General features: G+C 63.9%; 15 protein-coding genes and 1 pseudogene. 14 read left to right on the forward strand and 2 right to left on the reverse strand.

The annotated features are described in order from the left end of the window. The first annotated feature begins 164 nt into the window (after positions 1-164). Positions 165-701 carry a tetratricopeptide repeat protein gene (locus K2Y42_RS16165; RefSeq protein ID WP_291154341.1) on the forward strand — a complete coding sequence of 179 codons (537 nt, stop codon included), beginning with the start codon at positions 165-167 and terminating at the stop codon, positions 699-701. Positions 702-771: 70 nt separating this feature from the next. After that, on the forward strand, positions 772-1,329 hold the full coding sequence (locus tag K2Y42_RS16170; protein ID WP_291154345.1) for a tetratricopeptide repeat protein: 558 nt from the start codon (positions 772-774) through the stop codon (positions 1,327-1,329). A 75-nt stretch (positions 1,330-1,404) separates the two neighbouring features. Here K2Y42_RS16170 and K2Y42_RS16175 read toward each other — a convergent pair whose 3' ends face one another. Further along, on the reverse strand, positions 1,405-3,792 hold the full coding sequence (locus tag K2Y42_RS16175; protein WP_291154347.1) for a serine/threonine-protein kinase: 2,388 nt from the start codon (positions 3,790-3,792) through the stop codon (positions 1,405-1,407). Positions 3,793-4,017: 225 nt separating this feature from the next. On the opposite strand from K2Y42_RS16175, the gene K2Y42_RS16180 reads away from it, so the two are divergent. The 4 genes from K2Y42_RS16180 to K2Y42_RS16195 all read left to right on the forward strand — a co-directional run bounded on the left by K2Y42_RS16180 (position 4,018) and on the right by K2Y42_RS16195 (position 7,202). Then, entirely contained in the window at positions 4,018-4,752 is a 735-nt protein-coding gene (locus K2Y42_RS16180) for an FHA domain-containing protein (RefSeq protein ID WP_291154349.1), read from the forward strand. 106 nt (positions 4,753-4,858) lie between these two features. Beyond that, positions 4,859-5,611, forward strand: coding sequence for an FHA domain-containing protein (locus K2Y42_RS16185; RefSeq protein ID WP_291154351.1), 753 nt, complete (start codon positions 4,859-4,861; stop codon positions 5,609-5,611). A 150-nt stretch (positions 5,612-5,761) separates the two neighbouring features. Then, a complete protein-coding gene (locus K2Y42_RS16190; RefSeq protein WP_291154353.1) occupies positions 5,762-6,583 on the forward strand; it encodes a protein phosphatase 2C domain-containing protein in 822 nt (273 codons plus the stop codon). Positions 6,584-6,695: 112 nt separating this feature from the next. After that, positions 6,696-7,202, forward strand: a complete 507-nt coding sequence (locus K2Y42_RS16195; protein WP_291154355.1) for a hypothetical protein — start codon at positions 6,696-6,698, stop codon at positions 7,200-7,202. 71 nt (positions 7,203-7,273) lie between these two features. Here the strand turns inward: K2Y42_RS16195 and K2Y42_RS16200 are convergent, their stop codons facing one another. Then, positions 7,274-7,726, reverse strand: coding sequence for a hypothetical protein (locus K2Y42_RS16200; protein ID WP_291154356.1), 453 nt, complete (start codon positions 7,724-7,726; stop codon positions 7,274-7,276). Between the two features lie 306 nt (positions 7,727-8,032). Between K2Y42_RS16200 and K2Y42_RS16205 the strand changes: the two are divergent. The 8 genes and pseudogenes from K2Y42_RS16205 to fliQ form a co-directional block, all read left to right on the forward strand. After that, positions 8,033-8,698 (forward strand): annotated as a pseudogene (locus K2Y42_RS16205) (response regulator transcription factor); the annotation flags it as partial. A 110-nt stretch (positions 8,699-8,808) separates the two neighbouring features. Continuing rightward, positions 8,809-10,074, forward strand: coding sequence for a flagellar hook protein FlgE (locus K2Y42_RS16210; protein WP_291154358.1), 1,266 nt, complete (start codon positions 8,809-8,811; stop codon positions 10,072-10,074). 34 nt (positions 10,075-10,108) lie between these two features. Next, positions 10,109-11,581 (forward strand): flagellar hook-associated protein FlgK, encoded by a 1,473-nt coding sequence (flgK, locus tag K2Y42_RS16215; protein ID WP_291154360.1) that lies wholly within the window; start codon positions 10,109-10,111, stop codon positions 11,579-11,581. Beyond that, a complete protein-coding gene (locus K2Y42_RS16220; RefSeq protein WP_291154361.1) occupies positions 11,581-12,630 on the forward strand; it encodes a flagellar hook-associated family protein in 1,050 nt (349 codons plus the stop codon). Before flgK ends, K2Y42_RS16220 begins: the two co-directional genes overlap by 1 nt. Before the next feature lie 29 nt (positions 12,631-12,659). Beyond that, on the forward strand, positions 12,660-13,007 hold the full coding sequence (gene flaF / locus K2Y42_RS16225; protein ID WP_291154362.1) for a flagellar biosynthesis regulator FlaF: 348 nt from the start codon (positions 12,660-12,662) through the stop codon (positions 13,005-13,007). Then, a complete protein-coding gene (locus K2Y42_RS16230; RefSeq protein WP_291154364.1) occupies positions 13,004-13,432 on the forward strand; it encodes a flagellar biosynthesis repressor FlbT in 429 nt (142 codons plus the stop codon). Before flaF ends, K2Y42_RS16230 begins: the two co-directional genes overlap by 4 nt. Positions 13,433-13,434: 2 nt before the next feature. Continuing rightward, entirely contained in the window at positions 13,435-13,854 is a 420-nt protein-coding gene (flgD, locus tag K2Y42_RS16235; protein ID WP_291154365.1) for a flagellar hook assembly protein FlgD, read from the forward strand. Further along, positions 13,851-14,117, forward strand: coding sequence for a flagellar biosynthesis protein FliQ (gene fliQ / locus K2Y42_RS16240; RefSeq protein WP_291154367.1), 267 nt, complete (start codon positions 13,851-13,853; stop codon positions 14,115-14,117). Before flgD ends, fliQ begins: the two co-directional genes overlap by 4 nt. Positions 14,118-14,125 lie beyond the last annotated feature (8 nt).

Below are 14,125 nucleotides of genomic sequence, written 5' to 3' on the forward strand. Positions count from 1 at the left end.
CGCCCATATGAACCGGATACTCGCTCGCGACCGTTGTCCGCAATGATGGCGGTGCTTTGGCGGTTGGGACAAAATGCGCATCTGCGCGGCGCCCGTGGACTTGGACCGCCCCCAGGACTAGATTTGTCCACAGGCGTTGCGCGCTACCCCCAGGGAGTTCTGACATGGCATGCATCGGTTCAGTTTTCGCTCGTCCTTTCACGGCAATATTCGCGGCTGCATTTCTGTTCGGCGCGGCCCCTGCGCTTGCCGATGATCTTCCGGCTCCCAAGATCGACTGCACCAAGCCCGGCAACAAGAAGAAGGCCGCCTGCAAGCCGCACAGGTCGTCGGACGACGCCGTGATCAATGGCGCCTACTGGCTGTCGCACACTGGCAAGCATGCCGAGGCTCGGGCCTTGCTGGCGACGGTCGTGGATCAGGAAAATCCCCGTTTCCTCAATGCTATGGGTTATACGACGCGCAAGCTCGGCAACGTCGATGGGGCGCTGCCCTACTACGCGCGTGCACTCGAGATCGAACCTGATTATGTTCAGGTCCGCGAGTACCTGGGCGAGGCGTTTTTGGCCAAGGGTGACCTGGCCCATGCCAACGAGCAACTGAGTGAGATCGCACGGCGCTGCGGCACGAGCTGCGTGTCGTTCTACAATCTCAAAAAGGAAGTATCCGCCTTTGAGGCAGCTCACCCGGCGAACGGCTGAGCCAGTAGCAATCCGAACCATGAACGATCGACGGGAACGTCGAACCGGCGTTTCCAAAGGGGGACTATTGATGACGACACTTGCGCGTAGGATCGCACCGTTGCTGGCGGTTCTCATTGGCACCGCCATGGCGTCGGCGCCGCTGCATGCGGACGGCGTGACCTTCTCCAAGGACGTCGGGCCGAACAGCGCGGCTTGCGACAGCCTCGCGAAGGGCACGGCGGCGTGGACCTCGTGCGTTGGGCGGGCCAACACCGCCATGAGCGACGATGAGCTGTTCTATGCCGGCTACTGGCTCGCCAAGAGCGGTCAGTACGAGCAGGCCATCAGCTACCTGAAGCTGGCGCACAAGAAGGACGAGCGGGTCCTGACCTACATCGGCTATGCGACGCGCAAGATGGGCGACGTCGAGCACGCACTGCCGATCTACCGGCAGGCGCTCGACCTTAATCCGAACTACGTGGTGGCGCGCGCTTATCTCGGCGAAGCGTTCCTGAGCCTTGGCGAGCCCACCAAGGCCCGCGACGAGCTGGCCGAGATCGAGCGCCGGTGCGGCGCGACCTGCGCGGCATATGCCGACCTCAAGGGCCATATCCAGGACTTCGAGGCAGCCTCCAAGAAGGGCTGACGATTACGGCGCCAAACCACGGGCGTTTTACGGCCACGGTCCTTGCGATCGTGGCCGTTTTCAGTTGATGACAGGTCAGTTGATGGCAGGCGGAAGGACGGGATTCGCCCAGACGCGCACCACGCCGTCGTCTCCGGCGGAGGCAATGCGCGTGCCGTCCGGCGAGTAGCTCACCGCATTCAAGGCACCGGCATGGCCTGCGATCGTGCGCAGCGTGCGACCGCGGGCGACATCCCAGATGCGCAACTGCCCGTCGGCGGCGATCGAAGCGAGGTTCTTGCCGTCGGGCGAGAACGACAATCCGCCGACGCGGCCACGATGCCCGTAGAGGCGGCGCTGGGAGCGGTTCGAGCGCGTCGACCACAAGCGGATCGAGCCGTCGAGGCTTGCGGAGGCCAGCGTCTTTCCATCGGGCGCGAACGTGAGCGCGGTCACGAAATCCTTGTGGCCGGTGTAGGTGCGAATGCGATCCAGCGTGTCGAGGTTCCAGAGCTTGATCGTTTTGTCGGCGCCGCCCGAAGCCAGGCGCGGGCCATCCTCCGACGTGCCGTAGGCGACGGCCTGCGCGGCATTCGTGTGGGCATCGAGAACCTGGACCGGACCGGATGGGGTCGCGGTATCCCAAAGCGTCACTTTCCAGTCGTGGCTGGACGCTGCGAAGCGGTCGGCGCGGCCAGTGAATGTGAGCGACCAGATTTCCGCTTCGTTGCGCTTGAAGGTGGCGATCTTCTCGGCGCGCTGCCAATCCCACAGCACGATGTCGCCGCCGGCATGGCCGGTCAGCGCGTGCGAGCCGAATAGGGCGAGGGCGGTCGCGGCGCCGTTGTCGAGCTCGATGGTGCGCGTCAGCGTGCCGGTGGCGGCGTTCCAGATCTTGAGGCGCGCGTCCGCGCCCGCGGTCGCGATGGAAGCGCCGTCGCTCGAATAGCCGAGCGCTTTGACCGGGCCGACGTGTCCCGTCAGCTCCGCGACGGGGCGGATGACCGGGGCTTCCTGCAAGGACGCGGTGCGAATGCCGGCCGATGTTTCGCCGCTGCCGCGGCTTTCGAATTGCGGGAAGCGCTCCTGCATCGCCACGGCGCCGCTGGCGACGCCGACGCCGACGAGCAGCTTGAAGAGGATTGGGCGCCAGCCAATAGCGCGGCGCGGCATCGGGCGCGGTTTGCTCGCGGCCTTGCGCTTGTCCTTGCTCTCGGCCTTCTTCGGCTCCTTGACGACAATTAGATCCGTGCCCGGCGTGGGGGACGCCGGCGCGGGGGCTGCCGATTTCCGCAGGATGCGCGGCAGCTTGATCGGGTCGGGCGCTTTGGTGAGCTTTTTGGTTTCGGGGGCGGACGCGGGTGCGGCGGCTGGCGCTTTGGCGGCCGCAGCCGCAGGTGCTGCCGCTGCACCAGCGTCGGCCGCGGACGGCTTCTTTTTCAGGCCGTCCAGGAAATCGAGCATGCCGCCTTTGGGGCCCGGAGCATCGGGCGGGGGCGGTGTGGTGGTGGCCGCTTTTGCGGGGGCCTTCTTGGCCGGTTTTGCATCGGCAGCCTTCGCGGGCTCGTTTGCGGGAGCCTTGTTGGAAAACCAGCTCGGCTTGGCCGGGTCCGGCGCCAACAGCTCGCCGCGCCACTGGGCGATGGATTGCGGACGCTGCTCCACCTTGAGCGAGAGCGCGTGGTCGATGGCCTTGAGGAAACCCTGGCGATACGCGGACAGCGCCGTCTCGCGGGCCGCGACCAGCTCGTCCTTCACCATGCGTGAGGGACTGTCCGACGGGCGCTTGCCGGTGATGGCGTGATAGAGCGTGGCGCCGAGGGCGTAGATGTCGGTCCAGGGGCCCTGCTGGCGGCTTGTCTCGGCGTACTGCTCATAGGGTGAGTAGCCGGGCTTGACGAGCGCGGAGACGGTTTTCGAATGCGCCGCGATCTCGCCGCGCGCAGAACCGAAGTCGATCAGGACGGGCGTGCCGTCCTTGCGGATGATGATGTTGTCCGGGGCGATGTCGCGATGCAGGAAATCCTGCTTGTGGATCAGCTCGAGCGCGTCGAGGAGCGGCGCGACGATGGCGTCGAGCTCTTTCTGGCGCGGCGCGCGGCCGAGGCCCTTCAGCCACGACTTGAGGCTTTGGCCCTCCTCGAAGTGGAGCACCATGTAGGCCGTGTTGTTGGCGCGGAAGTAGCGATAGACGCGCACGATGTTGGGGTGTGAAAACTTGGCGAGGGTCTGGGCTTCCTCGATGAAGCGGTCGAGGCCCCAGCGATAGTCGCCGTCGCAGTCCTGCGAGCGCGGCGCGGCGTCGGAGGTCGAGGTGCGGGCTGCGAAGTCCGACGGAAAGTATTCCTTGATCGTGACGTGGCGATCGAGGGCCAGTTCCTCGGCCAGGTACGTGATGCCGAATCCGCCCGCGCCAAGCACGCGCTCGATGCGGTAATCACCGACGAGTTCCGTGCCGTTCTTTAGCGCGATCAAGTTCGTCATCAGCTCTCGGGCTCAGGGTTGGCTCGCATCGACTCGGACCATCACGTGCCATCGTTTTCAGGGTGCAAATCACCTCCGGCGCCTCTTGTGAAGCAGGAATGTGGCGGAGGCGTGCGCTTTCAGATCAAAGATGGCTCAAAAAGCTGGAGACGCGGTGCGGGCGGCCATGTTGCTGCCGCAGAGCGCAACGAAAACTATGGCCGATTCGGGCCTGAGCATATCCCCATGCAACGCGCTGCTATTTCGTCTGCCCTCCCTCTTCCGGTCTGGAAACGCATCGCGCTGACGGCCGTGGGCGGCCTCATTGCGTGTGGGCTTGCGGCAGCGGCCGGCGCAAGTCCCGACGGCGGCGCGGGTGACGGCGCTGCGTCGGCCGAACCGCTCGGGATGTCGTGGACGGCTTTCACGGACTGGATCGCATCGAGCTACAATGGCGCCCCCGCGCTGGTGTTGGGGCTGGTCGCCGCGCTGGTGGCCATACCGCCGCTTGCGTTCGCGGGACTGATTGCGCTGAGGCGCGAGGAGAAGTCCGTCAACATCGCCGAAGCGCGAACGGAAGTGCGCCGCGTTTCGCGTGACGCCGATGTGTTGCCCCGCGACGGCGTGCGGACAGGGCATATTCCGCTGCGGCCGCAGGAAGGCTGGATCCAGCTCGAGAACGCGGACGAGGTGGCGCCTTCTGCAAGCACGAGCCGCTACAGTCTCGGGCGTACGCTGCTGCGCATAGGGCGCGAAACCGACAACGACATCTGCCTCGAGGACGTGACGGTGCACCGCTACCACGCGGCCGTTCACCGGACCGAGGACGCGGAATTCGTCATCACCGATCTCTCGAGCGCGGGCGGCAACGGTGTCGTCGTCAACGGGCGATCCGTTTCGGAGGCGCGGCTTTCGAGCGGCGATACGATCCAGCTCGGCAATGCGCGGCTCAAATTCAATACCGGCCCCGCCAAGGGCTGAGCAGTCCAAAACGCCGGAGTGGATCCGGCAGTACGACATCGGCCGCTGCGCGGCGCTTGCGCCACCAGCGGGCCGATGACAACAGTCAGGTAAGGAGAGCAGGTCGATGTCAGGCAGCGCTGGGCCTCAGGGCCAACGATCGGGACGGTTTCTTGGATCGCTCAAGGACGCGCTGGTTGCGGCCAGCCGCGAGGATACCGGCCGGCAGGAGGCGCAGCGCGCTCCTGCTGCCGCCGCGCCTAGCGAAGTGATCGCAGTGGCGGGCCCGGAGGCTGCGGCGCAGCTTCCCCCGCCCTCCAGCGAAAGCAGTGCTTCACTCAGCGCGGCCGAGGCCGCACGAGAGGCCCGCGCGGCGCGCGTGCCTGTCGAAAGCCGGCATGTGGAAACCGATGCGCCGCCGACAACGCGTGTGGTGCGGGCCGCGAAGCAGCCTGAGCCCGCATCGCGGACGACGCTGGTGCGTGGCAAGATGCAGGTGACGCGCGGGACGTTCGACCAGGATCCGGTCGTCGGCTGGCTGGTGGTCGTCGGTGGGGCGGGCATCGGGCAGTTCCGGCCGATCTTCGAGGGCAACAACTCGATGGGCCGCTCGGCCAACAATCGCATTGCCATCGATTTCGGCGACGACGCCATCTCTTCGGATGAGCAGGCGTATATCCGCTACGATTCAGCCGATCGATCGTTCCTGTTCGTGCCGAACCTTGCTAAGACGAATGTGGTTTCCGTCAACGACAAGCGGCCGACGGGCGCCGTCGAGCTGTCGCAGATGGATGTCATCACGATGGGGCGCACGCAACTCGTGTTCGTGCCGTTCTGCGGCCCGGAATTCGATTGGTCGGCGTTGCAGGAACAGACCTGAGGCGCGGACGTTGTCCGGTCGCGGTTTTCCGATCGGGCGTTCATAGTCGCACGTTCGAAGTCATATGGCGCAAGCCAGGAAGAGTTATCGACGAGCCGAGCTGCTCACGCCCGGGTCAGTGTCTGCCGGGCGATCAAGGTTCAAGGACGAATGCTGGCAATTGAGCACGCGAGTCGCGCCACCAGGGGAGCACGAAGCTACCAGGAGGATACGGCGCTGTTCTGGACGGGGCGGGAGATGGGGTCGCCCGGTCCGCAGGAGCTGTCCGTCAACGGCTCGCCGGCTGTGGCGGTGCTCGCGGACGGCATGGGCGGGCATGCGGGCGGAGCGCTCGCGAGCCGAATGGCGTGCGAGAGTTTCGTCAAGGCTTACGCCGGGAAAGACGGCCCCAACCGGGACAAGCTGTTCGAGGCGCTGACGGCGGCGAACCACGCGATTGCGGAGACTGTCGTTGCCAACCCGATGCTTGCGGGCATGGGGTCCACCCTCGTCGGCGTGACGTTCGGTGCCGAGGGTATCGAGTGGGTGAGTGTCGGCGACAGTCCGCTTCTGCTCTACCGGCGCGGGGAAATCGCGCTTCTCAACGAAGACCATTCGCTGGCGCCTGAGCTCGACCGGCTGGCGGCCGCCGGCGCCATGACAGAAGAAGATGCGCGGCGCGATCCGCGGCGGCACATGCTGCGCTCGGCGGTGACGGGCGAGGACATCGATCTCATCGATCTGTCGCGGCGGCCGCTCAAGGTGGAACTCGGCGACTACATCATCCTGGCCAGCGACGGCTTGCAGACGCTGGAGCCGGCGGAGATCGAGCGTATCATCGCCGCTTATGCGGACGACGGGGCGGGTGCGGTCGCCAACGCGCTGATCCGGGCCGTCGAGGCGCTCAAGGATCCCCATCAGGACAACGCGACCGTGGTGGCCGTGCGGCTGCTCGCGCAAGGCGACGGGCGCTCCGCGGGGCCCGCGGCCTAGAGGACTGTTCTCTCAGTCTCTCCTGCAACATTGGCGCAAGGCCCGAACAAGGCGTAGCGGCGATACTTCTCGCTTCTCCGGTGCAACAGCGCCGTGGCGAGGAGTGAGATCTTTGGTTTGGCCGTCGAAGGTCCGGCGCGGCACGTTCAAGCACGCCTTCGAGAATGCGCTCGATGAGGCGTCTCTTGATGCGGACGGCAATCCGATCCTGTTCGAGGACGACGCCGAACGGTTGACCGGACCCATGGTGGGCAGTCTGGGCGATATTTCCGTTGCGTCCGGCTATGTGGCGCAGGCGTCGCTCGCGCGGGCCTACGAAGCCGAAGATCAGCTCGAGGCGGACGCCGAGACGGAAGTCGAACCTGCGATAGCTCCGGGCGAAGCGGCGAGGGCCTTGAAGCTGGCGTTGGACGCAAAGCGCCACACGCCTGCCGAGCTGCGCAAGCTGCGTCGCCGCTTTGCTGCCGCCAATCATCCGGATCGCGTGGAGGCAGGCTTGCGTGAAGAAGCTCTTGCCGCGATGGCGGATGTCAATGCGGCCATCGACAGGGCGTTGGTCAGGCAGGAGACGGATACGCAGGGTCGGGGTGGTCCGCCGGCCGGCAGCGGGTCGCGCTAGAGCCTGTCCGCTTCATTCACCCAGGATGGACTGGTGCGATTGTGCGCGACCCGAGCGACCCTGCGCTTGCACTATTTAATGCGGCGGCCGCCTTCGAATTCGACAACCCCGCCGCCGATGTCGTCTTCCCAGCGGAAGGCGGCCAGGAAGTCTTCGCACTCGCCCATTCTCTCGCCGGGGTAGGCGCGCATGTGCACGACTCGGCCGTTTTCGAACCAGACGGTGACAAAGAGGGGAGGGGCTTCCTCGCGGACATACTCGCGGACGTACGGATCGAGAAAGCGAATGAAGAAGCGGCGCGGGCAATACTGCCAGGCCGTGCGCATGTACTTTACCTGAATGTAGTTTGGGGGCCCTAGAACCGACTGCAGCTCCGTCTGGTTCATTCCGGGCGTGACAAGCTCGATGTTGAACTCGGCGCTTCCAGCCTGCCCCGACGGCAGGAGCAGCGCGCCCGCAAGCGTCATCGAGGCGGCGAGCCGGCGAACGGTTTTGGGCAACGTCGTTCCGAATGCCTTTTGCATCGCTCTTCCGAGTCCGAATTCGAGAAGCACGCGCATCGTTCGCGCCTGGGCGTCCGAATGCCCGAAGCATATAAAGCGCACCCCCTTGCGCGAGGCTGTTTCGGCCCAATCTTGCTCCGCGCACGAATCTTGTGATGTTCGCGGGACTCACCTCGGTGATTTTTTTGCGCAACACTACAAGACTGATTTAGAATCGAATCAGAGAAATCCTCAACAAATCGTTGATCCCAAAGCCGGTTCACTGCATCCCCGAGATGTGGGGTGGCGTGAGTGATTCGGGGGTGCCGATGCTGGGGGGAACGCCACATGATCGTGGTCGTCGACGAGAGAGCTACTGTGACCGAGGGGTATACCTCTTGGTTCACGCGTGAGGGAATATCCGCGTGCGGGCTCGCCCCCGGAGAGTTTGAAGGCTGGGTGAGCGCCGTCTCCGAGCAGGACATGAAGTCCGTCGAGGCCTTTCTGCTGGGCGACTGCGAAAATCGCTGCGCCTTGGCGCGCACCATCCGGCGCCGGTCTCCCACCACTGCCGTCATTGTCATGAACGAGAGCCGCTCGCTCGAGGAGACGCTCGATCTCTTCGCGGTCGGTGTCGACGACGTGGTCCGCAAGCCGATCCACGTTCGCGAGATCATTGCGCGCGTCAAGGCGATCCGCCGCCGGGCGGTGGGAGCGCCGGATTACACCGACGTCGGCGAGATGCGCGTGTTCTTCGACGGCCGCGATCCCGAAGTGGCCGGTGAGGTGCTGCAACTTCCGCGTCGCGAGCGGCGCATCCTCGAGTATCTGGTCGCCAACCGCGGTTGCCGGATCAACAAGACGCAGATTTTCAACTCGGTCTATGGCCTCTTCAGCGAGGACATCGACGAGAACGTCGTCGAGAGCCACATCAGCAAGCTGCGCAAGCGGCTGCGCCACCGGCTGGGCTACGATCCAATCGATTCAAAGCGCTATCTCGGATACCGGCTCGTCACGGAAGCGGGCGGGGAAAGACGTGGGGAAGCTGGTGCTTCATCCAGCCTCGCGCAAGATGCGGATGCTCTATTTGAGAAGGTGGGGCTATTCGCAAAGGACTCTGTGGTATGAGCATTTCCGGCATGATGCGGACGAGTGCGTCCGGTATGGCGGCTCAGTCGAGCCGTCTCGGCACCGTTTCCGACAACATCGCCAATGCCAGCACCCACGGGTACAAGCGCGCGTTCACCGAGTTTTCGACCGTCGTGCTCGAGTCGGGCACCGGCTCTTACGTGCCGGGTAGCGTCGATACGCAGATCCGCTACGGCATCACGCAGCAGGGCGGCTTCGACTACACGACGTCTGCAACGGATCTCGCCGTCAACGGCGATGGCTTTTTCCTCGTCGGCGATCCCAGCGGCTCGACCTTCCTGACGCGCGCGGGCTCGTTCGTGAAGATCGCCAACGGCGATCTGGTCAACGCCGCCGGCTATACGCTGCAGGGCTATCCGCTCAACGGCGGCACCGCGGCGGTTTCCGCCAACGGCACCACCGGTCTGCAGAACGTGAACATCGGAGCGATGTCTCTTGAAGCGACGCCGTCCACCACCGGCAAGTTCTTCGTGAACCTTCAGGAAGACGCGGACATCCAGACGGACACGCCGGCTGGCAATGCTGCCACGGCCGTCTACACGTCGAAGACCTCGATGACCGTCGTGGACAACGTCGGCCGCGAGAAGACGCTCGACATCTACTACACCAAGACCGCCGCCAACCAGTGGGAGGTTGCGGTGTTCGATGCGTCGGAGGCGACGAGCCCGGGTGGTCCGTTCCCTTACGCAAGCGGCCCCATCAACGCCAACAACGAAGTTCTGGTCTTCGATCCGCTGACGGGTCAGCTCGATCCTTCGAGCCCGCAGACGCTTGAAATTACGGTGCCGAACGGCGCCTCGCCGCTCGTTCTCGACCTTTCCGAGTCGAGTGAGCTCGCCGACGAATTCCAGATCCTCGCGTCCGAAGTCAACGGCAACAAGCCGAGCTCGGTCGAGAGCGTGGAATTTGCGGCCGACGGTACGCTCTATGCCGTTTATGGGAACGGCGCGCGCGTCGGCATCTATCGAATTCCGCTGGCGACTGTTGCAAGCCCCGACAATCTGAAGCCCGAAGCCGGCAACGCCTACTCGGTCAGCGCTACCTCCGGCCAGCTCCAGCTCGGGTTCCCGGGTTCTTCCCTGTTCGGCACGGTGCGGTCGTCTGCGCTCGAGAAGTCGACGGTCGATACCGCGAGCGAACTGACCACGATGATCGAATCTCAGTTTGCCTTCACGGCCAACTCCAAGGTCTTCCAGACCGGTGGTGAGCTGATGGAGGTCCTCGTCAACCTCAAGCGGTAATCCGCGTGAGGTGAGGTAGGGGAGTGGACGCGCGATGAGCCTTTCCGCAAGTTTGTCCACCGCAAACTCGTCCCTCTACGTGGCCGGCGAACGCACGTCCGTGGTCTCGCGCAACATCGCGAACGCGGACCGCGCCTTCTATACGCGCAAGTCGGTTGAAGTGCTCACGATGCCGGGTTCCGGCGTCAGGACGTCCGGCGTTACGCGCGCGGAAGATCTCGTGCTCTTCCGCAAGGTGCTGGCCTCCGGCTCGTCGTCGGCCATGCATTCGGCTGTGCTCGACTCCCTCGATCTTCTCAACGCGACGATCAACGACGTCGAGCTCGACTCGTCGCCCGCAGCCCTCATCAACTCGCTGAGCAACGCGCTGCAAGCCTACTCCTCGCAGCCGCACAACCAGCTTGCCGCCGAAGCCGCCGTGCGGTCGGCGCGCGATCTCGCGAGCAGTCTCAACAGCGCAGCGGCGACCGTCCAACAGGTCCGCAACGATGCCGATCTCGGCGTCCAGTCGTCCGTCAACCGGATCAATTCTCTGCTGGAACAATTCCAGGGCCTCAATGCTCAGATCGTCAAGGGGACGATCACGGGCGCTGACGTCACGGATTTCATGGACCAGCGTGACGAAATTCTCGCCAACCTCTCGAACGAGGTCGGCATTCGCACGGTGTCACGCGCCGACAACGACATGTCGATCTACACCGATAGCGGTGTGACGCTGTTCGATCGCGCGCCGCGTGCGGTGACTTTCCAGAGAACGTCGAACCTGACACCCGGCATGCCGGGCAGCGCCGTATATATCGACGGCGTTCCGGTGACGGGTGCGAACGCCACGATGCCGTTGCAGTCGGGACGGATCGTCGGCCTCGTTCAGGCGCGCGACGACATCTCGATGTCCTACGAGGCGCAGCTCGACGAGATGGCGCGCGTGCTGGTCACGGCATTCGCGGAGTCGGATCAGGTGGGCGGCGGTCCGGACGTGCCGGGCCTGTTCACCTATTCGGGCGCGACGTCCATTCCGGCCGACGGCGTACTGGTCAGCGGCCTGGCGAGCAGGCTGCGCGTCAATGCGAACGCCGATCCTGACGCGGGCGGTCTTGCGACGCGTCTCAGGGACGGCGGCATCTCGGACCCGCTCAACACCGACTACGTCTACAACACGACGGGTGCGGCGAGCTTCACCGACCGCATCGACGACCTGATTTCCAAGATGAACGCGGACTACACTTACGATCCGGCCGCAAAGCTCGCGGCGACGGGGAAGCTCGCGAACTTCTCGTCGACGTCGGCCGGCTGGCTTCAGGAAGGGCGCAAGGTCGCTGACGACAGCTACCAGTATCAATCGACGCTCTACAACCGGTCGTTCGAGAGCTTCACGCGCACCACGGGCGTCAATCTCGACGAGGAGCTCTCTCTCATGCTGGAGATCGAGCGCTCGTTCCAGACATCGTCGAAGCTGATCAGCGTGATCGACAGCATGTACAGCGCCTTGCTTGGAGCCGTCGGGTAATGAAAACAACCTCGATCTCCACGCTGGCTCTCGTCAACGCAACGCGCGAAACGCGCGTCAATCTGCAGATCAAGCTGGCTGATGCCCAGAAGGAGTCGGCGACCGGCCGGCACGCGGACGTGGGCCTCAGCCTCGGCTACCTCACGCAGCGCACGGTTTCGCTGCGCCAGGATCTGGACCGGCTGAACACCTTCAAGGATACCAACACGGTTTCCTCATCGCGCCTCGAGCTGACGCAGACCACGCTCGAAGGCCTGGGTGATGCCGCGCAGGGGTTCATGCAGACGCTGGTGGCGGCGCGCGCGGCGCGTACGAGCGACGGCGTGGCCGTTGCCGACGCCAAGGCCAAGCTGACGTCGTTCACGGCGGCGATGAACACGGCCGTCAACGGCGCGCACATCTTTTCGGGCGTCAACACGGACGTCAAGCCGATCACCGATTACTTCGAGCAGCCGACATCGCTCGGGCGCACCGCGATGAACGATGCGTTCTTCAACGAGTTCGGGCTCGCGCAGTCGCAAGCCGGTGTCGAGACGATCACCGGCGCGGATATGCAGACGTTCCTGGACAATGGGTTCTCGGACCTTTTCAACGACGCGAACTGGACGTCGACCTGGTCGTCGGCTTCTGACCAGAACATCACAAGCCGCATCTCGAACAACGAACGCATCGAGACCTCGACGAACGCGAACGCCGATCCGTTCCGGCAGATCGCATCGGTCTACACGATGATCGGCGATATCGGGCTCGAGGAGCTTTCGGACGACGCCTATTACGCCGTCGTGGACAAGGCGATCGGCGTGCTCGGGCAGGCGATCGGAGATCTCACACAGCTTCGCGCGGGTCTCGGCACGTCCGAGGAGCGGATCAAGTCGGCGAACGACAAGATCGATATTCAGGTCACGCTCATGACGCAGCACATTACGGCGCTGGAAGGCGTCGACCCCTATGAGGCAACTGCCAACGTCAATGCTCTGCTGACGCAGATCGAAACCGCGTATGCGCTCACCGCCCGCCTGCAAAACCTGAGCCTGGTCAACTTCATCTAAGGCGCTCACGCCGGGATTTGGATACTCGAATGTATAAGTTCTACTACGACGAGGTTCTCGACGACTCTCCCAAGGTGGCTCGGGAGAACGAACGGACCGCGCTCGAAAAGTCGATCGAACTTCTGCAGTCGGCCCAGCAGCGCGGCGCGCAATCGCGCGAGGCGGTCGAGGCGATCTATTTCGTTCGCAGGCTCTGGGGCATTTTCATCGAGGATCTGGCAAAGCCGGAGAACGGACTGCCGGACAAATTGCGCGCGGATCTGGTGTCGGTTGGTTTGTGGATGATGCGTGAGACAGAGGAAATCCGCCAAGGGCGGTCTTCCAATTTTGCTGGGCTGATCGACGTTTCCAGGACGATTTCGGAGGGACTGAGATGACCACGCCGACACGTGTCACGCTGCGGGCAGGCGAACGCATTTTCATCAACGGCGCGGTTCTTCGCTCCGAGGGGCGCGCGACGTTCGAGATCCTCAACGACGTGCCGTTCCTGGCCGAAAGCGAGATCATGCATGCGCAGCAGACGGTCACGCCGCTGCGGCAGCTCTATTACATTCTGCAGACGATGGTGATGGAGCCGGCGGGGATCGAAACCGCGCGCGGCGTCTACGACGACACCATGTACTGGCTGAAGCAAACCTTCGCCAATCCGATCGTCATTGCGGGACTTGAGACGATCTCCGGCAAAGTGGCAGAAGGCGCACCTTTCGAGGCGCTCAAGACGCTGCGGACGCTGATCCCCATCGAGGATGCCATTCTGGGTGGAAACCGGATGGCTGAACTTCGCGTCGTAAAGGCAAGCTGAACATGGCCGTACCTCCCACAAGCTCATCCACCGCGGCGCAGCAGCAACAGCAGCCGAGTGCAAGCTCAACCGGAAATGCAGCCGGCAACCTCAACTACGACTCTTTTCTGAAGCTGCTCACTGCGCAGATGAAATTCCAGGATCCAACGAAGCCGATGGATTCGACGCAGTTCGTGGCCCAGCTCGCCTCGTTCTCGAACGTCGAGCAGGGCATCAAGATGAACTCGAAGCTCGACGCTCTGATCACGTCGATGGCGCTGAACCAGGCTGACGGGCTGATCGGCAAGGTCGTGACCTCGCCGGATGGCAAGGTGTCGGGCAAGGTGACGGCGATCCAGATCTTCTCGGACGGTGCCGTGGCCATTCTCGAAGACGGCAAGAAAATGCTGATGGAAGCGGGTGTGAAGGTGACCAACGCATGAATCCCGCTGACGCACTCGATCTCGGCCAGGCGGCAATCTGGACGGTTGTGATCGCCTCATCGCCGGCTGTTGTCGCGGCCATGTTCGTCGGCATCGTGATTGCTCTGCTGCAGGCGCTGACGCAGGTGCAGGAGATCACGCTGACGTTCGTGCCGAAGATCATCGCTATCCTGCTCGTGACCTCGTTCACCGCTCCGTTCGTCGGTGCCGTGATCTTTTCGTTTGCCGAGCAGACGTACGCGCGCATCCCGAGCGGGTTCTAGGTTTTTCC

Origin of the sequence: Hyphomicrobium sp., assembly GCF_019744875.1 — a bacterium.
GTDB lineage: Bacteria > Pseudomonadota > Alphaproteobacteria > Rhizobiales > Hyphomicrobiaceae > Hyphomicrobium_C.

Excerpts from the sequence above, each read along its gene's own strand:
- K2Y42_RS16200 (WP_291154356.1), bottom strand. The coding sequence starts at position 7,726 with ATGCAAAAGGCATTCGGAACGACGTTGCCCAAAACCGTTCGCCGGCTC.
- K2Y42_RS16165 (WP_291154341.1), top strand. The coding sequence starts at position 165 with ATGGCATGCATCGGTTCAGTTTTCGCTCGTCCTTTCACGGCAATATTC.
- K2Y42_RS16175 (WP_291154347.1), bottom strand. The coding sequence starts at position 3,792 with ATGACGAACTTGATCGCGCTAAAGAACGGCACGGAACTCGTCGGTGAT.
- K2Y42_RS16180 (WP_291154349.1), top strand. The coding sequence starts at position 4,018 with ATGCAACGCGCTGCTATTTCGTCTGCCCTCCCTCTTCCGGTCTGGAAA.
- flgK (WP_291154360.1), top strand. The coding sequence starts at position 10,109 with ATGAGCCTTTCCGCAAGTTTGTCCACCGCAAACTCGTCCCTCTACGTG.
- K2Y42_RS16190 (WP_291154353.1), top strand. The coding sequence starts at position 5,762 with ATGCTGGCAATTGAGCACGCGAGTCGCGCCACCAGGGGAGCACGAAGC.
- fliQ (WP_291154367.1), top strand. The coding sequence starts at position 13,851 with ATGAATCCCGCTGACGCACTCGATCTCGGCCAGGCGGCAATCTGGACG.
- K2Y42_RS16230 (WP_291154364.1), top strand. The coding sequence starts at position 13,004 with ATGACCACGCCGACACGTGTCACGCTGCGGGCAGGCGAACGCATTTTC.
- flgD (WP_291154365.1), top strand. The coding sequence starts at position 13,435 with ATGGCCGTACCTCCCACAAGCTCATCCACCGCGGCGCAGCAGCAACAG.
- flaF (WP_291154362.1), top strand. The coding sequence starts at position 12,660 with ATGTATAAGTTCTACTACGACGAGGTTCTCGACGACTCTCCCAAGGTG.
- K2Y42_RS16220 (WP_291154361.1), top strand. The coding sequence starts at position 11,581 with ATGAAAACAACCTCGATCTCCACGCTGGCTCTCGTCAACGCAACGCGC.
- K2Y42_RS16170 (WP_291154345.1), top strand. The coding sequence starts at position 772 with ATGACGACACTTGCGCGTAGGATCGCACCGTTGCTGGCGGTTCTCATT.
- K2Y42_RS16185 (WP_291154351.1), top strand. The coding sequence starts at position 4,859 with ATGTCAGGCAGCGCTGGGCCTCAGGGCCAACGATCGGGACGGTTTCTT.
- K2Y42_RS16210 (WP_291154358.1), top strand. The coding sequence starts at position 8,809 with ATGAGCATTTCCGGCATGATGCGGACGAGTGCGTCCGGTATGGCGGCT.